This is a genomic window from Acinetobacter sp. ANC 4862 (assembly GCF_004336635.1).
GTDB lineage: Bacteria > Pseudomonadota > Gammaproteobacteria > Pseudomonadales > Moraxellaceae > Acinetobacter.
Map to the genome: position 1 here is coordinate 35,005 of NZ_SJXH01000002.1, position 20,031 is coordinate 55,035.

The 20,031-nt window shown below is 40.9% G+C and carries 22 protein-coding genes; 9 read left to right on the plus strand and 13 right to left on the minus strand.

Translation table 11 applies throughout. The annotated features are described in order from the left end of the window. The first annotated feature begins 5 nt into the window (after window positions 1-5). Window positions 6-554 carry a tetratricopeptide repeat protein gene (locus tag E0409_RS01095; protein WP_131287010.1) on the plus strand — a complete coding sequence of 183 codons (549 nt, stop codon included), beginning with the start codon at window positions 6-8 and terminating at the stop codon, window positions 552-554. Window positions 555-628: 74 nt separating this feature from the next. On the opposite strand, the gene E0409_RS01100 is transcribed toward E0409_RS01095, so the two are convergent. Next, the gene (locus E0409_RS01100; RefSeq protein ID WP_131286742.1) at window positions 629-1,528 is read right to left on the minus strand and encodes an NUDIX domain-containing protein; all 900 of its coding nucleotides are present in this window, start codon (window positions 1,526-1,528) and stop codon (window positions 629-631) included. A 139-nt stretch (window positions 1,529-1,667) separates the two neighbouring features. Here E0409_RS01100 and hemP point away from each other — a divergent pair, with 139 nt between their 5' ends. Further along, the gene (gene hemP / locus E0409_RS01105; RefSeq protein WP_131286744.1) at window positions 1,668-1,838 is read left to right on the plus strand and encodes a hemin uptake protein HemP; all 171 of its coding nucleotides are present in this window, start codon (window positions 1,668-1,670) and stop codon (window positions 1,836-1,838) included. An 84-nt stretch (window positions 1,839-1,922) separates the two neighbouring features. On the opposite strand, the gene E0409_RS01110 is transcribed toward hemP, so the two are convergent. The 4 genes from E0409_RS01110 to tfpB all read right to left on the minus strand — a co-directional run bounded on the left by E0409_RS01110 (window position 1,923) and on the right by tfpB (window position 6,307). After that, window positions 1,923-3,266 (minus strand): sensor histidine kinase, encoded by a 1,344-nt coding sequence (locus E0409_RS01110; RefSeq protein WP_131286746.1) that lies wholly within the window; start codon window positions 3,264-3,266, stop codon window positions 1,923-1,925. Between the two features lies 1 nt (window position 3,267). Then, window positions 3,268-3,927 carry a response regulator transcription factor gene (locus E0409_RS01115; RefSeq protein ID WP_131286748.1) on the minus strand — a complete coding sequence of 220 codons (660 nt, stop codon included), beginning with the start codon at window positions 3,925-3,927 and terminating at the stop codon, window positions 3,268-3,270. A gap of 163 nt (window positions 3,928-4,090) precedes the next feature. Continuing rightward, window positions 4,091-4,453, minus strand: coding sequence for a NirD/YgiW/YdeI family stress tolerance protein (locus E0409_RS01120; protein ID WP_131286750.1), 363 nt, complete (start codon window positions 4,451-4,453; stop codon window positions 4,091-4,093). A gap of 96 nt (window positions 4,454-4,549) precedes the next feature. After that, window positions 4,550-6,307, minus strand: coding sequence for a type IV pilus assembly ATPase TfpB (gene tfpB, locus E0409_RS01125; RefSeq protein WP_131286752.1), 1,758 nt, complete (start codon window positions 6,305-6,307; stop codon window positions 4,550-4,552). 260 nt (window positions 6,308-6,567) lie between these two features. Between tfpB and E0409_RS01130 the strand changes: the two genes are divergently transcribed. Further along, window positions 6,568-7,818: an MgtC/SapB family protein gene (locus E0409_RS01130; RefSeq protein WP_131287012.1), complete on the plus strand. Its 1,251-nt coding sequence runs from the start codon at window positions 6,568-6,570 to the stop codon at window positions 7,816-7,818. Here the strand turns inward: E0409_RS01130 and tsaA are convergent. Beyond that, entirely contained in the window at window positions 7,815-8,537 is a 723-nt protein-coding gene (tsaA, locus tag E0409_RS01135) for a tRNA (N6-threonylcarbamoyladenosine(37)-N6)-methyltransferase TrmO (RefSeq protein ID WP_131286754.1), read from the minus strand. The genes E0409_RS01130 and tsaA overlap by 4 nt on opposite strands. Window positions 8,538-8,642: 105 nt before the next feature. Between tsaA and E0409_RS01140 the strand changes: the two genes are divergently transcribed. Continuing rightward, window positions 8,643-9,422: a ferredoxin--NADP reductase gene (locus tag E0409_RS01140; RefSeq protein WP_131286756.1), complete on the plus strand. Its 780-nt coding sequence runs from the start codon at window positions 8,643-8,645 to the stop codon at window positions 9,420-9,422. Window positions 9,423-9,488: 66 nt separating this feature from the next. Here the strand turns inward: E0409_RS01140 and E0409_RS01145 are convergent, their stop codons facing one another. Further along, window positions 9,489-9,671: a hypothetical protein gene (locus tag E0409_RS01145; protein ID WP_131286758.1), complete on the minus strand. Its 183-nt coding sequence runs from the start codon at window positions 9,669-9,671 to the stop codon at window positions 9,489-9,491. Window positions 9,672-9,707: 36 nt separating this feature from the next. Then, window positions 9,708-9,962 carry a hypothetical protein gene (locus E0409_RS01150; RefSeq protein ID WP_131286760.1) on the minus strand — a complete coding sequence of 85 codons (255 nt, stop codon included), beginning with the start codon at window positions 9,960-9,962 and terminating at the stop codon, window positions 9,708-9,710. Between the two features lie 118 nt (window positions 9,963-10,080). Between E0409_RS01150 and E0409_RS16930 the strand changes: the two genes are divergently transcribed. The 3 genes from E0409_RS16930 to E0409_RS01165 all read left to right on the plus strand — a co-directional run bounded on the left by E0409_RS16930 (window position 10,081) and on the right by E0409_RS01165 (window position 12,143). After that, complete coding sequence (locus E0409_RS16930; protein ID WP_353682171.1) at window positions 10,081-10,251, plus strand: MerR family DNA-binding protein; 171 nt, start codon at window positions 10,081-10,083, stop codon at window positions 10,249-10,251. A gap of 224 nt (window positions 10,252-10,475) precedes the next feature. Next, entirely contained in the window at window positions 10,476-11,876 is a 1,401-nt protein-coding gene (gene trhP / locus E0409_RS01160; protein ID WP_131286762.1) for a prephenate-dependent tRNA uridine(34) hydroxylase TrhP, read from the plus strand. Window positions 11,877-11,888: 12 nt separating this feature from the next. Next, the gene (locus E0409_RS01165) at window positions 11,889-12,143 is read left to right on the plus strand and encodes a YfhL family 4Fe-4S dicluster ferredoxin (RefSeq protein WP_131286764.1); all 255 of its coding nucleotides are present in this window, start codon (window positions 11,889-11,891) and stop codon (window positions 12,141-12,143) included. 241 nt (window positions 12,144-12,384) lie between these two features. Here the strand turns inward: E0409_RS01165 and ahpF are convergent, their stop codons facing one another. The 4 genes from ahpF to E0409_RS01185 all read right to left on the minus strand — a co-directional run bounded on the left by ahpF (window position 12,385) and on the right by E0409_RS01185 (window position 17,085). Next, window positions 12,385-13,950, minus strand: a complete 1,566-nt coding sequence (gene ahpF / locus E0409_RS01170; protein WP_131286766.1) for an alkyl hydroperoxide reductase subunit F — start codon at window positions 13,948-13,950, stop codon at window positions 12,385-12,387. Window positions 13,951-14,180: 230 nt separating this feature from the next. Continuing rightward, entirely contained in the window at window positions 14,181-15,101 is a 921-nt protein-coding gene (locus tag E0409_RS01175; RefSeq protein ID WP_131286768.1) for a hypothetical protein, read from the minus strand. 42 nt (window positions 15,102-15,143) lie between these two features. Beyond that, window positions 15,144-16,277 carry a toxic anion resistance protein gene (locus E0409_RS01180; RefSeq protein ID WP_131286770.1) on the minus strand — a complete coding sequence of 378 codons (1,134 nt, stop codon included), beginning with the start codon at window positions 16,275-16,277 and terminating at the stop codon, window positions 15,144-15,146. Window positions 16,278-16,296: 19 nt separating this feature from the next. Further along, the gene (locus E0409_RS01185; RefSeq protein ID WP_131286772.1) at window positions 16,297-17,085 is read right to left on the minus strand and encodes a tellurium resistance protein; all 789 of its coding nucleotides are present in this window, start codon (window positions 17,083-17,085) and stop codon (window positions 16,297-16,299) included. Between the two features lie 683 nt (window positions 17,086-17,768). On the opposite strand from E0409_RS01185, the gene E0409_RS01190 reads away from it, so the two are divergent. After that, window positions 17,769-18,944, plus strand: a complete 1,176-nt coding sequence (locus E0409_RS01190) for a YncE family protein (RefSeq protein WP_252151758.1) — start codon at window positions 17,769-17,771, stop codon at window positions 18,942-18,944. Between the two features lie 95 nt (window positions 18,945-19,039). Further along, the gene (locus tag E0409_RS01195) at window positions 19,040-19,510 is read left to right on the plus strand and encodes a hypothetical protein (protein WP_131286776.1); all 471 of its coding nucleotides are present in this window, start codon (window positions 19,040-19,042) and stop codon (window positions 19,508-19,510) included. A gap of 50 nt (window positions 19,511-19,560) precedes the next feature. On the opposite strand, the gene E0409_RS16430 is transcribed toward E0409_RS01195, so the two are convergent. After that, window positions 19,561-19,722, minus strand: coding sequence for a hypothetical protein (locus E0409_RS16430; protein WP_165541281.1), 162 nt, complete (start codon window positions 19,720-19,722; stop codon window positions 19,561-19,563). Window positions 19,723-20,031 lie beyond the last annotated feature (309 nt).

The window sequence follows — 20,031 nt, forward strand, 5'->3', positions numbered from 1 at the left end:
TCAACATGTATAAGCAAGTGCTGATCGGTTTAGGCTTAATAGCTTTGGTGGGCTGTCAAAGCCTGCCAGCCCCTGAGACCAAGGAACCGGCGAAAGCTGCACCTTCTGAAAAGAAGGAAATTAAAACCCCTTCTGGTGTGGTCATTAGCCCTTATGAGCGCGAAGAAATTCAACGTAAAAAAATGCAGGTAGTCGTTCCTGAGCAAAGAAGCACGCAGCAATTTGATGATGGTCGTGAACTTCCTGCATTTAAAAAACTCATGCAAAAAACCCAGCTTGCATATAAACAAGGGCAATGGAATCAGGCGGAGGCTGCTGCGCTTCAGGCACAGCGCTTGGCACCACAATCTGCCGAGACTTTTTTGTATTTAGCTTTGGTGGCCAATAAGAAAAATAAACCTGCAAATGCGGAAGCTTTAGCACAACGTGGACTGAGTTATGCACAAAGCAATGCTATGAAAAAGCAACTGTGGTTGGTCATTTTAAAAGCTGCACAACAGCAAAAAGATCAAAAAACCATTCAACAAGCGCAAAAAGCACTGAAAGCCTTATAAAATTCTGGATGTATCGAGATGAATAATTCAGAGCTTAATACATCCTGTTATTCGATTTTTATAAACTCTATGTTTTATAAAAATCGAATCCCTGCAATTCCATAAGCCCCCTGCTGCTGAGCCGTCATCAAATCACCGGCTTGCATTCCCCCTAAAGCAAAAACAGGAATTTCGACTTGAGCAGCCAAGTTCTTAAACTGTTCCCATCCCAGTGCCCGAGCCTCTGGATGCGTTTCTGTAGCCAACACTGGACTCAATAAAATGGCATCACAACCAATTTTCTGTGCCTGTTTCATCGAGACTAAATCATGACAAGCCGCAATATAGCGTTTGCCCATGATTAAATCGCCCTGCATTAAAGACATGACTTGCGACTGCTTTAAATGGATGGCTGAAATGGCCTGTTGTTGAATTGAATTGAGCTGTTGGTAAAGATCAATATTCACAATCAGCTTGGACAATTGCTCAACACTTAAGCTGGAAATTTCAATGATCTGGACTTGAGTCCCCTCAACACGCCAATACATCAGCTGATCCAGTTTTAATTGGTTTAACGTATCTAACCGATCTGAAATTTTAATCTGATGTGCCCAATGCAAGCGCTTAATCATGGCTTGATTGGCTTTGGGAAAATTTAAACTGAGCAATTCATCACGGCTATACCATGTCCAAGGCTGTTGAATTTCATTCAATAAAGCGCTCGGTACGATGGCATGAAATAAATGCAAATTCACAATCACATCGTCATATTCATGCCGAATTACATCAAAAGCATGCCAGTCCTGTAAACCTATTCCAACTTCTTCATAAATTTCACGGCGACAGGCTGCTAAAGGACTTTCACCTTGTTCAACTTTGCCGCCTGGAAATTCATGTTTATTTCCCTGATGCTGTTTTGCTTCACGCCATCCTACAAGTACCTTGTCCTGATGCAATAATATTGCAATTGCAACGTGAATCGTGGGTTTCGACATGCCATACTCCTTTGCGTGAAAATATTACAGAGTGTAAGCAAATTTAAGTTTTTTATAAAATCTTAAATAATGCATTGACAGGCCTATTCGATAATGATTATCATTTAAAACATTCACTATATACCACGGAGTCGAAGGAATGAACGCACCATTTAGCCTGTTTACACCTAATAATGATCTAGCCCACTCACTACCGATGTTGCACTCGAACAACCTGTTTTCTTTAGGCCGAGAAATTCGAATCATGCATGCCGGAGAAGAATATCGTTTACGTTTAACCCGTAACAATCGACTCATTCTGACCAAATAAAACTGATTCTAACCAAATAAAATAGTAACAAGCCAATAATAATATTCGTGGAAACCAGCAGTATGTTTGTGTACATACTGCTTTTTAGCGCTGAAGATTGAGTGGGAATTGCAGCTCGACCTTTAATCCACCATGCGCAGATTGAGAAAAATGAATTTCACCTGCATGCAACTCCATAATTTTTTGACAGATCGAAAGCCCCAAACCAGAACCTTGAGTTTTGGTTCCTAATGCGCGATAAAAGCGTTCGCCCAGTCGTTGCAGCACATCTTCTGTCACACCTTGCCCATCATCTTCTATCGTAATCTTTACCTGCTGATGCTTCTGTTGCAGATCAATAAATACATGCCCATTCTGCCCGGCATAGCGAATCGCATTATCAATCAGGTTCCGAATACAACTGAAAATGAGTTTTTCATTAGCCCAAATAGAAAGATGAGGCGAAAGCTGAGTCTGGATCTGAATATTTTTTTCTATTGCAAACGGTTGCAAGGCTTGAATGACATCCAATACCACAAGCTGCAAATCAATCTCAGTTTTAGGCAATTGAGTGGTATTGGTCGGATCTAAACGTGCAAGTAACAGTAGGTTTTCTAACACCTGTGTGCCACGACTGACATCATTTTGGATGCTGACCAAGTCCTGTGCTAGGTCTGGATATTTCCGTTTCAGCACCTGTAAACGCATTTGAATGGCAGATAACGGCGAACGTAATTCATGCGAGGCATCGGCGGTAAAACGCTGTTCTGCAAGCAAAGATTGATTCAGGCGCTGTAACAATTGATTCAATTGCCAAACCATCGGTTGTAATTCTTTTAACTCGGGTGTTTGCTGCTGAATCGGGGCGAGATCATCGGCACTTTTAGCTGAAATTTCTCTGGATAGTTGATGAATGACTTTAAATTGGCGTTTCACGGCAAAATGTAGAATCAGCCACTGGATGAACCAGAGCACAATTAAAATCAGGCCATAGCCCATGACATTTTGAGCCAAAGCTTTAAAGCGCTCTCCCATGGGCTGCAATAGCAGTACCGACGTATTCAGTTCAGGATTTTCCGTGGTGTAAATACGCCACAATTGCTGATCGTGCCAAATCAGATCATAACCTTCATCGAAATTATTTTTGAACGTTGAAGACAGATGGTCCAAATGGAAATTTTCTGATTCGCTCAGTACCTGTTGCTGATCTTTTAACTGATATTGAATATCAAATTCATCACTGAGTTCATCGACCTGTTGCCCTGAACTCGTGCTTACATCTGAAATCAACAGCATGTCAGCGATTTCATCCATGAGCTGGTCTTGCACTCGCATGGTCTGATACAGGGAAATCCCCATAAAAAGCAGCAATGCCAGTACACCTGCCACCATTGAACTGAGTAATGAGGTCTTGATCAGTTTGCTTTGTAGAGACACGGCGTGTGACATATTAATCATGACTCATGCGATAGCCCAAACCCCGAATAGTTTTGATATATTGGCTGCCTATTTTTTTACGTAATTGATAGATAAATACTTCTATGGCATTACTTTCTATTTCATCGCCCCACGCATAGAGGGATTCTTCCAGTTGCTCACGGGTCATCACATGTTCAGGTTTCTGCATCAGTTTATGCAAAATCTGAAATTCCTTGGCAGTTAAATTTACATTCCGACCATCTTGAATCAGGGTCTTGGCTTGTGGGTCCAAAACCAGATTAGCATAACGCAAATATTGATCTGCACTGCTTTGATGTTGTCGTAGTTGTGAGCGTACGCGCGCGGAAAGTTCTTCCAGACTAAACGGCTTGACCAAATAGTCATTGGCGCCCAAATCCAGACCTTCGACCCGATCATGAATACTGTCCCGCGCCGTAATAAAAATCACAGGGGTTGCTTGCTGCTGTGCTCGTAACGTTTTAAGAATTTCGTCCCCAGTGGCTTTGGGTAGCCCACGATCGAGCAAGACACAATCATACTGATGCTGTTCAATGGCTAAAATGGCATGATCGCCACGTTCGACCCAGTCGATATTATAACCATCCATTTCTAACCATGTTTTGATGCTTTCCGCTTGGGAAGCATCATCTTCTGCCAGTAAGATTCGCATGTATTGTTCTCATGTATGAGGCATTTTCTACTTTTAAGATAGCATGCTTTAAAAGTCGCTGGATTCAAAAAAACCACATGAATGACTCATGTGGTTTTAAGTGAAATATAAAAGGAGATAGAAAACTTTTTCCTTATAGCTTTATTTCAATTGATCGACCAACTTAGAATTTAACCGCATCGACATCAATTTCAACACGTTTCGCAGGTTTGTAATCAATGTCGACTTCACCAGTGATGGTCACAGGTGTTTTGGCATTCACAGGTTTACCCTGCCATAACTCGTCATCAATCTCGACCGTAATCGTGCCCGTGTTATCACGGAATTGATATTTTTCATCACCGACCGCTTTCACCACATAACCTTTAAGCTGCACTTTGCTATCATCTTTTAAAGTTAAGGCCTGTTTAACCGTGGTGGTCTTTTGTGGTGCAATGGCAGCTTGATTCACGGCAGTATTTGCAATGGCAAATGTCGTTGCACCAATTAAACCAGTAATTAAAGCTGCTTTAGAGATCATGTTCATGTTGAAGTCCTCATCTTTTTGTTCATCATTTCGATGAAGTGATTAAAACAAATCTAGATGAGGTGAATCTTAAGATTGCTACTTTTTAAAAATCGCTTAATTCAAAGGAACAACCCGCAAAACCTCTTCCAAAGTGGTCAGTCCATCCAGAACTTTACGTGCCCCCGCAATGCGCAGCGGTTCAACGTCCTCTTTCTTGGCTTGTTGACGCAATTCATTTAAATTGGCATTGGCACTAATCAGTTGTTTAGTCTCTAAACTTAACGGCATAAATTCATAGATTCCGACACGACCTTTATAGCCTGTATGTCGACACGCTTCACAACCCACCGCTTGAAACACAAAGCTTGGCATCTCGATCGTAAAGTCGTAGGTCAAATGCTTCCATTCTTGCTCATTGATAAAGGTTTCTGCTTTACAATGCGGGCAAAGTTTACGGACCAGACGCTGTGCCAGCACGCCCAAAATGGTCGCTGCGGTTAAAAATGGCTGCACCCCTAAATCATGTAAACGGGTCAAACTTGAAGGTGCATCATTGGTATGCAAGGTCGATAACACCAAGTGACCGGTTAATGCAGCTTGAATCGCCATATTGGCGGTATCGTGGTCACGAATCTCTCCGACCATAATAATGTCCGGATCCTGACGCATTAAAGCACGCACGCCATCGGCAAAACCTAGGTCAATCCCTTGATTGACCTGCATCTGGTTAAAGCTCGGTTCGAGCATTTCGATGGGATCTTCAATGGTACAGACATTCACTTCTTCTGTAGCCAGTTGTTTCAGTGAAGAATAAAGCGTCGTAGTTTTCCCCGAACCGGTTGGGCCAGTCACCAAGATAATCCCGTGACTATGTGCCGTTAAAGCCTGCCAATCATTGAGTAAGCCGCCTTCAAAACCCAGTTGTTGAAAACTGCGTACCAACACTTCCGGATCAAAAATACGCATCACCAACTTTTCGCCAAAAGCCGTCGGCAAAGTCGATAAACGCAACTCGGTTTCTTGTCCTTTTGGAGTACGAGTTTTTAATCGTCCATCTTGCGGTTTACGCTTTTCTGCAACATTCATGCGACCTAAAATTTTAATCCGCGAAATCACGGCGGTCAGGGTATTGGCTGGCATTTTATAAATGGTATGCAATACCCCGTCTATTCGAAACCGCACTTTACCTGTGTCTTTACGCGGCTCGAGGTGGATATCACTTGCACCTTGCTCAAAAGCAAACTGTAAAACCCAGTCCACCAGTTTCACAATATGCTGATCATTGGCATCAGGGTTTTGCGTATCACCCAGTTGTAAAAGCGCTTCTACCCCTTTGTTATCACGATCATAAGCACTGGATTTTTGCGATGAATTGACCGCACGACTGACTTGGTAATACTCGACCAGATAGCGCTGTAATTGATCGGGACTTAACAGTACACGCTGAATTTTTCTAGGTGCAATCGTATGTTCAAGATTGGCCACCCATTCAGTTTTAAAAGGTTGATCGGTTGCAATCAGGACTTTATCCGCCTGTATTTCAACCGCCAAAATTTTATTACGCACAGCAAATTCTTGCGACATGATACTGGTCAAAGCACCGACATCAGCTTTTAAAGGATCAATAATATAAAAAGGGATCTTGGCTTTTTCTGCAATCCACTGACATAAACGGTTTAAGGTCAATGTGGATTGAGGATGGGATAGATCGACCAAATTAAAATGTGCAATCCACTGCAATGGATGCCATTTCAGCTGCTCACGTTGGCGGTGTGTGGTTTGTATCAGCAGTTTGTTACGCTCGGTAATACGCCCATCTTTTTGTAGTTGTTCCAGACACCAAGATGTGTCCATTTCAAAATTAAAATTCATTGTTCTAAGCCCCAAACCATAAACACACTATAGCAAACTAAATTTCTTCTGACGTAAATCACGTTTAGAAAAACAGTAGCCCTGCCATTACCGAAAACTGATTCCGTTCTCATCGGTCATTCAAATGAAAACTATAACTTTTTTTGGCAGTGATTACGCTTTTACTTTCACTCATTTATAGCGAATAATGCCAAAGATGCTGATTAATTACGCAGCACACTTTTCCATACTTCGGCTATTGGATGAACCCTGTGAATAATATGCTAAATCTGTCACTGCAAAGCACATCATTTCAAGAACTGCTGATGATTATGGCAGCGGCATTAGGCTGTGGTTTGCTGATTGGTTTAGAACGTGAACGGAGTAAGCAACGTGAAAATCAGCATAGTTTTGCAGGGGTTCGCTCATTTGTGATCTGTGCATTACTCGGTGCACTATGCTTTATCTTGGGACCTGTTTTTGGGGTTGTGGGTGCAATTAGTGTGGCTGCCATTAGTATTTTTTCGCTTAAAAATCAGCTAAAAGATCCAGGTGTGACCACTGAACTGGCATTCGTGATGACCTACTTCATTGGGGCACTGTGTATTTGGAATGTCACACTGGCTGCAAGCTTATCCGTAGTACTAACCTTTATTTTAATGATGAAACATTCCATCCATGGTTTTGCAGGAAAATGGATCACCGAAGCAGAATTTAAAGATGGTTTATTTTTACTGGCACTGATTTTAATTGGCCTGCCGCTTACTCCAAATACTCCTTTATGGGGCACAGTGCTCAATCCGCATATTATTTTAAAACTGCTCACTTTGATTCTTGTCGTGCAGGCATTGGCACATATTGCCAAACGCTTACTTTCAACCAAAAGAGCCCTCATTCTTTCTTCCATTGCTTCTGGATTTGTATCCAGTACCGCAACGATTGCGCATTTAGGCATGCAAGTACGCAATGGAGAAATCGATGCTCAATCAAATGCAGGTGCAGCACTGATGTCCTGTATTTCAACTTTAGTGCTGTTATTGATTGTTGTAGGAGGTGTTTCTTTAGTCTGGCTAAAGCTGCTGATATTTCCCTTGCTCATCGCCATTGCTATTTTAGTACTTTGCGCTTACTGGCTTTTACGTAAAGCAGAACCTGTCGAAGAAATAGAAGCTGAAGATAGTCCCATGTTTAGCTTAAAAGAAGCAGCGATTATTGCCGGGACGTTAACGGTCATTCAGGCTGGTGTGTATGGCTTGGAGCTTTTACTCGGCGATTCTGGTTTAATTGCAGGTACACTCTTGGCTTCACTGTTTGAAATTCATGCCGCTGCGGCCACTGTAGTTATCCAAGGTGAACCCACAAATACCAGCTTACTGTATGCAATGATGCTAGGTCTGGGCGCTCATGCTGTTTCTAAATCCATTAATGCAGCCATCAGTGGTGGATTAAAATTTGCACTTTATTTTGTACCGGTACAAATTCTGCATATGGCCGTTTTAATTGCTGTGCTCTGGTGGATGGTACAGAATTAAGCTGAGAGCGTAACCAATGCTACCACCGTAATGTGATCCAATCCTACTAAAAAGCTCACATCAAAATTGGCAAAATTCATTTTATAAATCCGTTCAGGATCATTTTGATAAGCCGGTCTTGGATCAAGTGATAAAACTTGTTCCAATTCGTTCACAAGCTGTTCGTTTAACTTTTGACATTTCATTAAATCCTGCTTTTGCTGCTCTGCACTTTCTGTCCAAATAACAGCTATTCGTTCAGGTTCATCCTGTGCATAACCACTCTCAGCATCCAGCACTGCATCTGAATATTGAATATAAGGCTTGATATCTATAATGGGTGTGCCATCTAGAAGATCACTGCCTGTGACATAAACCCGAACCGACTTACCGACTTTTTTCACTTCTTTGAGTTGAACCACAGACAAACCCATGGGTGCAGGACGGTACATGCTACGTGTCGCAAACACGCCTATTTTCTTATTTCCACCTAAACGCGGTGGACGGACTTGGGGGCGAAATTTTGGATTATCTTGTTGATTCTTATTGTCATGGAACTGCCAAATCAACCACAAATGACTGAATTCATTGATTCCTTCAAATGCCAGTAAATCATTATAAGGTTCCAGCATTTCAATATACGATTCGACCTGAACCAGATTCGGTTGTCTTGGGATGCCAAATTTTTCACGATAGGGAGAATTCATATACCCGATTATTGGCACTTTAAGCTCAGTCATAATCACTTTTTCTGATAAGGTCAATTAAATATATTCAGTTTATCGAGAATGTTTTTAGATTAGAATAGTAAGCTGTTCTAATTTGATAATTTATTGAGACCTTTAATGGCTGCTTTCAACGTCGAAAAGATTACTCACGTACACCACTGGAATGACACATTATTCAGTTTTAAAACCACGCGTGACACTGCGCTACGTTTTAAAAATGGTCAATTTGTGATGATTGGACTGGAAGTAAATGGTAAGCCTTTAATGCGTGCTTATTCTATTGCTAGCGCTAACTATGAAGAAGAGTTAGAGTTTTTCTCTATTAAAGTGCCAGATGGTCCTTTAACTTCTATTTTACAAAAAGTAAAAGTTGGCGATGAAATTCTGGTTTCTAAGAAACCGACGGGTACTTTGGTACTAGACGATTTAAACCCGGGTAAAAACTTGTACCTTCTTTCTTCCGGTACGGGTCTTGCTCCATTCTTGTCTGTGATCCGTGACCCTGAAACTTATGAGCGTTTTGAAAAAATCATCGTGGTTCATGGTACACGTTTCATTTCTGAACTGGCTTACCAAGACTTAATTGAAAATGAAATTCCAAACCACGAATTCTTCTCAGAACTTGGTGCGAAAGAAAAGTTGGTTTACTATCCGACTGTGACTCGTGAAGAGTTTCACACTCAAGGTCGTGTAACCACTGCAATTGAAACGGGTCAACTATTTGAAAAAATTGGTTTACCACGTTTCAACCCGGAAACTGACCGTGCAATGCTGTGCGGTAGCCCGGCATTCCTGGACGACGTTGCTGCACTTCTTGACCAACACGGTCTAAAAGAATCACCTCGTATGGGTGTACTTGGCGACTACGTGATTGAACGTGCATTCGTTGAAAAATAAGATTTAAATTTACAAGTCTTAAAAAACCGAGCTATTTAGCTCGGTTTTTTAAATCTCTCGATTTAATTATTTGCCTTTACCTTCCTGGTTAGCCTGCCCCGTACAACCTGCACCACCACCAATCACAAAACCAAGTTCTGCTTTACATGAACCAATCATTCTTCCATTCGAATCAAAGGTGGTTACTGTTGAAGCACAACCAGTCATCAATACTGCGCAAGCCAATGCGACTAAGCTAGAAATTTTCATCCTATTTTCCCTACTATAAAATTTTTTAAAAAGTGATTAATTATCTGAAAGCATAATTTTCGATGATTTAGGGGGCAGCGGTAACAATCCTGACTGTTGATCAATCTTTGAATAATCCACACCTTCAGAATTAGCGCCACCGTAACAAATTGCGCGAGCGCCCAATATAAAACCAGAAGTGGCTTTGCAAGAACCGATGACTTTTCCCGTTGCATCATAGGTCACCACTTTCGCGCTACACCCCGTGATCAACAACACCGTACCCACAACTAAAAATTTAATTAATTTCACTAAACCCTCTACTAAAAATTTCTAAAATATCCAATTTATTTTGAGAAAATATTTACATTACTTATATTTAATTTGAATTCTAGCAAAATGTTTTTATTTGTAAAGGAGTAAATATTATGTGAATTTGGATATGTATTTTGACTTAAGCGATGAAAATACATTCAAACGACTGGGGTTTATTAAACGTTGTCGCGCTCTAGATATTTCACTCAGCGAGATTGAAGCGTTGCTTGAATTAGAACAACAGCCATCGCAAAGTTGTCACGCTGTGAATCAATTGACTGAATAATACATTGAGCAAGTCACTGATAAAAATATAGAATTACAAAAATTCCAACAACATCTAATCCAGCTACACGCCTCTTGCAGCACACCAGAAACGATTGATAGCTGCCAGATTTTGAAGCAGCTCGAAGCTGAGAATAAGTAAAAACCCAACTAAAATACTAGGTTGAATCATTTTTTTAGTTCTCTACAATAAAGCCATATTTTTTATATGCCTTTAATTTTGTCATGAGCATTACTCACGTTACAGAACTTCTCTCACCCGCTGGCTCGCTCAAAAACATGCGCTATGCTTTTGCTTATGGTGCCGATGCTGTCTATGCAGGTCAGCCGCGTTATAGCTTACGTGTACGTAATAATGCCTTCGATCATGACAATCTAAAAATAGGTATTGAGGAAGCTCATGCGTTGGGCAAAAAATTCTATGTAGTGGTGAACATCCAACCGCATAACAGCAAACTCAAGAATTTCATCCGTGACTTGGAACCTGTGGTTGCCATGCAACCTGATGCGCTGATTATGTCTGATCCGGGCTTAATCATGATGGTACGTGAGCATTTTCCTGATGTTCCGGTACACCTTTCAGTTCAGGCCAATGCAGTCAACTGGGCAACGGTGAAGTTCTGGCAAAACATGGGTTTGACCCGCGTAATTTTGTCTCGTGAACTTTCTATTGAAGAAATTGAAGAAATTAAAAACACTGTGCCAGGCATGGAAATTGAAGTTTTCGTGCATGGTGCATTGTGTATGGCTTATTCCGGTCGTTGCTTACTTTCAGGCTATATGAACAAACGTGATGCAAATCAGGGCGCTTGCACCAATGCCTGTCGCTGGGATTATAAAATTCACGATGCAGCTGAAGATGAAACTGGAGATGTGATTCCAGTTCAACAAATTGAAGAATCATCATCATGCTGCCAACATAAAGATGCCGACGAGCAACACGCCCTAGAACAACATCAATTTGGCGAGCCGGTTTTACTACAACGCAATGAAGAAGATATGTTTGCCGCTGAAGAAGATGAACATGGCACCTACTTCATGAACTCCAAAGACTTGCGTGCGGTACAGCATGTCGAACGTTTAACCAAGATGGGCATTCATTCACTGAAGATTGAAGGTCGTACCAAGTCCTACTTCTACTGTGCCCGTACTGCACAAATCTACCGCAAAGCGATTGATGATGCGTTGGCAGGTAAACCTTTTGATCCATCACTAATGACCCAGCTTGAAGGCTTGGCGAATCGCGGTTATACCGAAGGTTTCCTGCGTCGTCATGTGCATAGCGAATATCAAAATTATGAAACGGGTTCATCACGTTTTGATCATCAACAGTTTGTAGGCGAAGTGTTAGAACGTAACGGTGACTATATCAAGATTGATGTGAAAAACCGTTTTGTCGTCGGGGATTCTTTAGAGTTAATGACGACGAAAGGCAACATCACTTTTACTTTGACTGAAATTAAAGATAAAAAAGGCAATTTGATTGAAGATGCCAAAGGTTCCGGTCATGTCGTTGATATTCCAGTCCCTGCCGATGTCGACATGGATTATGCCCTGCTGATTCGCAACTTGCCGAATTCAACTGCAGATATTTCTGCTGCGTCTTTGGCTTATCAAGCGATTTAAAGCGAGATAGATATGGCATTACTCATCACCGATAAATGCATCAATTGTGATATGTGTTTACCTGAATGTCCGAATGAAGCCATTTATGAGGGCGATAAAGTGTATGAGATTGATGTGGATCGCTGTACTGAATGTGTCGGCTTTTATGAGCACCAAACTTGTATTGCGGTATGTCCAATTGAGTGCATTATTCCGCATCCTGAGCATATGGAAACACAAGAGCAATTAATGCAGAAGTTTAAGGGATTGAATTTATTTAAATCTTAGAGATTTTTATGAAACTGGAATAAAAATTGCTTAATTAAACTTAATAAGCATGGGGAAAGAACAATAAAAAAGGGCAAAACAAAAAATGTAGAAAATCAAAATAACAATAGAAAGGGTCGTGATAAAAAAAGGAACTCAGCGTTAGCGCCCTGAGTTCCTATAAAAGGGTAAAACAAAAACTTGGGGAACTAAAGCCAAAGTGTCTATGTTTAAGTCTACATAGCCACTTTGGCTTTTTTACTTATTGCCCCGAACGGATGATGTAATCAAAAGCAGACAGTGATGCTTTGGCACCTTCACCCGTTGCAATGATGATCTGCTTGTACGGAACGGTGGTACAGTCACCCGCAGCAAACACACCCTTGACATTGGTTTCGTTACGCTCGTTAATCACGATCTCGCCACGGTTGGAAAGTTCCACTTTCGATGCTTTCAGGAAATCGGTGTTTGGCAACAAGCCAATTTGCACAAAGATCCCAGCCAGTTCAACCGTGTGTTCAACATCGGTGGTACGGTCTTTGTATTTCAGCGCTGTTACCTGTGAACCGTCACCGACCACTTCTGTAGAAAGTGCATTCATGATTACGGTGGTGTTCGGCAAGCTGTTGAGCTTGTCTTGTAAGACTTGGTCGGCACGAAGTTTGGTATCGAACTCAACCAAGGTAACGTGTTCAACAATACCCGCCAAGTCAATCGCCGCTTCCACACCCGAGTTCCCGCCACCGATCACCGCCACACGTTTGCCCTTGAATAGTGGACCGTCACAGTGCGGGCAGTACGCCACACCACGGGTTTTATATTCCTGCTCGCCCGGAACATTCATTTCTCTCCAGCGTGCACCGGTCGACAGAATGATGGTTTTTGATTCCAGTTTAGCCCCATTTTCCAGCGTCACTTCTACCAGACCATTGGCGGTTTCATCGCCCCCTTTAATCGCCGCCACTTTTTGCAGGTTCATGATGTCGACATCATAAGCACGCACATGCGCTTCCATTTCAGCGGCAAATTTCGGACCCTGGGTCTTTTGCACTGAAGTGTAGTTTTCAATGTCCATGGTATCCATGACCTGACCACCAAAGCGTTCCGCCACAATCCCGGTTTGGATGCCTTTACGTGCCGCATAGATCGCAGCAGTATTGCCTGCAGGGCCACCACCAATCACCAGCACATCAAATGCGCCTTTGGCATTGAGTTTTTCTGCATCTTTGGCTGATGAATCCGAATCCAGTTTGGCCACGATTTCTTCCAAAGTCATACGGCCCTGACCAATATGTTCACCATTCTGGAACAGCATCGGAACCGCCATGATTTTGCGCTGTTCCACTTCCTCCTGGAAGAAGGCCCCGTCAATCATGGTGGCTGTCGCGCCCGGATTGTTGATCGCAATCAGATTCAAGGCTTGCACCACATCCGGACAGTTATGGCAGCTTAAAGAAACAAAGACATCAAAGTCAGAGGTTAAATTCAAGCCCTTGATTTGTGCCAAGACTTCATCAGACACTTTTGGGGCATAACCCGACACTTGCAGCAATGCCAGAATCAAGGAGGTAAATTCATGTCCCATCGGCAGACCGGCAAAGTTCACGCGTGGCTGTTCGCCGACTTTGGCGATCCCGAAGCTTGGGGTACGTTTATTGGTTCCGTCAAAGCGAGCTGTTACCTGATCCGACAGTGCTGCAACCTCGGTCACCAGTTCCTTGATCTTGTCGGATTTGTCGGATGAATCGAGGGATGCCACCAGTTCAATCGGGCTTTCCAGACGTTCCAGTAAAGTTTTAAGTTGCGCTGAAGTATTTTGATCTAACATGGCTAACGTCTCCAAGGGAGTAAATGTTTATTTAATAAGGCTATAGTAAGACAAATGATTAAATAGGTAAAACAGTTTGTTTTTATTACTAAGATCGGATTATTAAATCAAGTAGCGTTTATCTTAAATTCTATAAGTACTGCCTCATTTAAAACTTAAGAAAAATTGCAATGAAATAACAGTCAAGAAAAACAATAAAAGCCCCTTCCGAGGCTTTTGAATTGCATTATTTAAGGTGTAATGCGTTGTTCAACTCTTAACACGCGCCCTTTTAAATGCTGCGATAAGAAAAATAAAATCAAACTCAAAATTGCAGATAAAATAAACATAGCAATAATAAAGATATTCACCAAGTCGCTCATTTTTTCAGCTTGATCTACCTGCCTTGAAACACTTTGCGCCATCGGGGTGAGTGTCTTTCCATAAAGTTGATGCTGCATGGTCCACAATTGTTCGGGCTTGAAGCCATATTCAATAAAGTGAGGATCTGTTTTTTCGGCTTTAACCAAAGCCAGAACCTGAGGAATGGCAGCATCTTTATCGACTGGTTTATGTAACAACGCGGCTTGTGCAAGTAAATAAGCCTTCACGGGTTCATCTAATTCAGTACGCTGTAAATACTGTGCCAATTCACTTTGCTGAATATTTTTATCGTATTGAATCGCTTCGCTATAAGCATTATTTACCTCATCATTTAAATCGTATTGCAGAAAGGTTAAACTCGACCACAACACAATAAAGGCAACCAGCCAGCCGACAAATTTCAAAATAAAGGACTGAAAACGCGTATAGAAGAAGCGTATTTTTTTCAAAAAATGAATGACAAAAAATGCCCCGACAAAAGAAACAAATAGCTTAAGAATCAGCCAGCCAAACCACGATAACAGATTGGTAAAATAATCGGTGTGCTGACCGAGTTCAGCAAGATTTGCATCTACACTCATCGGCATATGCAATTGTTTCAATTCGGTGGTAACACCAAAAAAACTATAGACAAAATCATGTTGTAGAACTAATGCCACCACTGATGCAAGGAAAACGGTGCTGCTAGTGATGCAAAATAAGGTCAGATTGCGTTGGCGCTTTTTCAGCACTACAACACCAGATTCAATCTGTTGCGGATTCACAGCATATTCATCTAAGGGAGGCAAACGGTTTCTCCTAAAGTGCAGCCAATGAACTTAAGCCTATTCTTAAGATTTATTCACTCCACTGGTACTTGATTCTATAACCAAATGATTCAAATTTTCTTGCAAGGCACGTAAACGCGTGGTGGCTTCAGCACGTTTTTGCATACCTTCTTTTTGCACCTGAATCACATCATTCACAGTTTTAATGAGGGTGTTTTGCACATGTTCAAGCGTTTCAATATCAATCACTGAACGTTGATTGGCTTTGGCGGTATCGACCGAGTTTTGATGCAGCAAGTCTGCATTACGGCGTAACAGATCATTGGTTGCATCATCAATACTATTGGCAAGTTGCACACTATTTTTCTGTTCATTTAGGGAAATGGCCAAACTGATCTGGTTTTTCCACGCGGGTAAAGTAATGTTTTTAATCGCATAAAACTTATCGACCAACATCAAGTTATTGGACTGGATAATTCGGATCATTGGTAAAGTTTGCATTGCCGATTGCTGCAAAACCTGTAAATCACTGACCCGTTTTTCCAGATTATTGGCCAGATGATTCAGATCATAAACCTTTTGCACCGATGCCTGATCTTGAGTTTGAGTGGTTAAAGTTGCAATTTCCTGCTGGATTTCATGTTCTTTCAACTTCCCGGCAGCAATATAAATACCCAATTGTTTATATTCATCCTGCACCCCATGGAACATTTTATCCAAGGTATCAACGCGACTTTTGAGTCCCGATTGTGAAGTTTCAATTTCTTTAACTAAAACATCAATTTGTTCTTTGGTACTATTAAAATGCTGGTCAAAGTTCTGCTTGGCGCCCTTCATTTTACTGATCAAGCCACCAAAAAAACCCGAACTTTTTTTCTTGTTTAAAATGCTGCTGGTATTCAACTGCTGTGCTACTTGAACCACCTGATTCAATTTTTGACCTGTGGCATCCAGATCTTTATTTTGCACAAGATTCAACAATTCATCGGTATAGGTCGACGTTTTTGTCGCAATATTTTTACCATATTCAGCCACTGCTGTATGGCTCATTGCAGCCAATTCTTTACGTGCATTCATCACTTCATTAAAGTCCGAATCCTGCAAACCCATTTCTTGCAAGTTCAGTTGCTGAAATTTTTGCTGAACCACATCGCTGCTTACTTCAGCTGGTAAATCTTTATGCTCAAAATCGGTCATGTCTCACCTAGTATCATTATTAATGTGTTGGTTTCTGTAGTGATTTTCTTAAAGTTTTGATCAGGTTCTCTCGGCTATTATCCAACTTTTCCAACTCAATTGTCGAATTGCTTTGATTGCTTTGTTTAACATGATATTGCCATGCCGGAATCAAGACCTGCTGTGCCTCTTTAAAACGATCCAGCAAGGTAAAAGAAAGCTGTTGAGATAACTGCATTTGTGTAATTGCAATATCATTACTGGCCTGCAACGTTTGTAATGTATTAATTTTTTTAGATAATCTCTCCGAAAAATTATCCAAAGGATGCTGATTCTTTACAAAATTGGGATATTCCACTAAAAACTCTTGTGCAGCCTTGATGTACTTTGCCATTTGCTCACGATGTCCAAGCAACTGCTGAAAACGTGCCTGTGACTTTTGAATCTCGATTTGCAATTTTTGACTTAAATGATTGGCCCGATTGAGCAATTGGTCTAGATTTTTATAATATTCAACCTGCCCCGATCCATATTCCAGGTCAATCCCCAACCACTTTTGCAAAGCATTAAATTTACGTGTTTTTAAATATTTTTTTGAATCTGCCAAGGATTGAATCAGCTGTTCAATCGTCGAACTGAGTTGCTGGGTAAGATGTAGATCTACCCCATTAAGTAACACCGACTGTGCCTGAATAAGTTGATCAGCATAATGATTCAGACGATATTGATCATTCAGCAAAGGTACTAAATCATTACGCTGAATGGAGAGAAGTTCAGCCCGATTCACCTCAATTTCAGCCAAAGGAACAAGAACATCTATCTGTGACATAATATTAGAAACTCAATAAAATCATTTTTATAGTACGGCTTTCATACAAAATATCATGTAGTGTTTTGCAATTTCTAGAACATATTTATATTAAATTGGATAAAGATTTAAACAAGTTTTTAAAACAATTCATTTTACGAATTTACAAAGTGCTCAATTTATAGAGACAAGTCGGCTCTTTTGTATAATTTCATACAATGCTTGTAAGGTTAACATCTCAATTACTTGATAACTCAGGTGAATAATTTTGTGAGTTTCTACGAGCTACAATACATGTAATGACAAATTTAAAGAAACATTCTGTTTTGTCATTCCATTTTTTTGCTAACAAAAGTTTTTTAATCTTGTCGGCAACTTTTTAATGATGAAAAATCATAAATAAAATAAATAATTTTAATTACTTAGAAAATTAACCAGGAAATTTCTTAATCAAATGATCTACTTTACTCAAAAGATAAGAATGATTTATTGGCGTGATTGTCGGGTAATTATGGTTAATTGTTGACCAATTCTTTATTCTAGTGTTCTGCTAATACGGGAGTATTAGACAGCAATGAAAATTTAAATAAAAAAATTGCTTTCATGGAACTGAACTGGACAATAATGATATGAAAAACAAAAAATTATTTTTTAAATGGACGTCGAATGTTTTACTTGCATCTACAGCTTTCAGCTCGCTAGCTATGAATGCAACTACAGCAACAACGCCTGCTCCACCAAATAGCCAACAGGTATTTTTTGTGGGCAATAACTGGGATGGAACCGTGACCGTCATTCGTCCCTCACAGGATTTTGGCAAAATCGGTGTCATTAACATGGTGCCTGATCGCAAAGAGCGTTTAAAGGAAATCCACCTCAATCCAATTAAACTGATTGCTTATACTTATATTCAGTCCACCGCTGGTGAAGGTAACGATCAATTGGTCGATGACATGTATTCCACCCCAGATGGCAAGTCAGTGGTGGCATCTCGCCCAAGTTTTGCAGATGTGGTGTCTATCAATATTGCGACGGGCAAGATCAACTGGCGCACCCCTGTTGAGGGTTTCCGTGCGGATCATATGGCTGTTTCTCCTGATGGTCAGCGCTTAGCTGTCTCAGCATCTTCGGGTAACGTCGTTCATGTTCTAGACATCAACACCGGTAAGGAATTGGGACGCTTTGCAACAGGCGACAAACCGCATGAAAACATCTTCTTTGATGGTGGTTCAAAAATTTTGAATTCAGCGATTGGTAATGTAGAAACCGCCATGGATGCATCATGGCAAGATTTCACCAAGGGTAAACGATTCATCACCATTGCTGATGCGAATACATTTAAAGTGCTCAAGAAAATTGATTTCCGTCCCGCATTAGATGCAATCGGTCGTAAAGATTTATCCAATGCAGTGCGTCCCATCGTGCTTAGTAATGATGAAAGTAAAATTTATGCACAGGTTTCATTTTTTAACGGCTTGATCGAGTATGACCTGAACCAGAATAAAATTACTCGCATTGGTCAACTCCCGGGCAGCTCTACCATTCCGTCTGACCGGACAAAATATGTAAATGACTCCCGTCATCATGGATTATCCATCAGTGCTGATGGTGAGAAATTGTGTGTGGCAGGCACCATGGATGACTATGCCACCATTGTCGACCGTTCAACCTTAAAAGCTGGCAAGCTGATCGCTGCAGGCAAGCCATATTGGGCAACACAAAGTCCTGATGGGAAAAGCTGCGTGATTTCAGAGAGTGCGACTGACGTGGTCACCGTCATTGATTTTGCCACAGGTGAAAAGGTTCTGAGTGTTCCGGTCGGTAATCATCCACAGCGTGTTCGTATAGGTTATGCACCGGCAGGCTGGTCAACCAAGTAATGAACGGTAATGAGTGGATAATTGATGAATTGAACAGACCTGATTGTAGATGAGGTCTGTTTTTTAATTTAAATGAAATTAACAGGTTTGGTAGCATGGCTCACACTTTACGACTTGGCATCATCGTTGGAATAATTGTGACTTTATTACTCCTAGGCATTGTCTATTTCTTTCAACCCGCAACCCCGGTTCCACCAGAAACAGCTCAGTCCATCGTTCATAAAACTCCAGTGAACAGCGCTTTAAAAAAGAATGTCGAACATTTAAAACCCAAGCAAGCAATACCCCTACAATCCTCAAATCAGATAGGATTGATCCAACAGCGTGACCGACTTTATCAGGATTTCGAACAAATCAGTCATTCATTGAGTGTGGGACAGCAACCTGATTTTCGTCAGGTAAGTGATTTATTGAAAAAGCAAAAACAGCTTGTAAAAGCAAGTGGGCTTTCAGCGAATGATGCAATTTCCTATTGCCAATTTTTAAGACAAATTTTACCGGCAATGGATCAGCAGATTAATCAACATATTCTACAATTAGAGCAACTTAAGCATACGACTTCATAAAAGTTGATAAGCAAAGTCCCATTCATATAGTCTTTGTGTATTTCAAGTTTCTAATTGGGTTGCTTCTGGGGATTTGATTGCCGAAGATGCTGGTTAGGTTGATCAGGTTGCGGATTAGGCGGATTAGGTACTTTTTTTTCATCAGGCTGTTGAGGATATTCAATATGTAAGGTTGGTTGATCCGGTTGTGGATTTTGTGGTTGATTAGCCATATCTAACTCCCTCCTTTTAGATTGGGTTTTCATATCGTCTTCATCACGACACTAACAATTTACTCTTTCTTTGCTCTTATCCAACCCTAAGTCTGTGTCAATTCTCTTCTTTGTAAATACGATAACTGCATATTATTGATTCACAAGTGCACTATCACAGTGACATTCACAATCATTACCTAAAATCATCTCCCTTTAACATTAAGACCATCATTCATAATAAAAAACACTTTCACTTATATCTGGCTTACTGTTGAATTTGTGTGCAAATTTAATATTTGTCTAAGCTAAGAACCAATGGCGAAATAC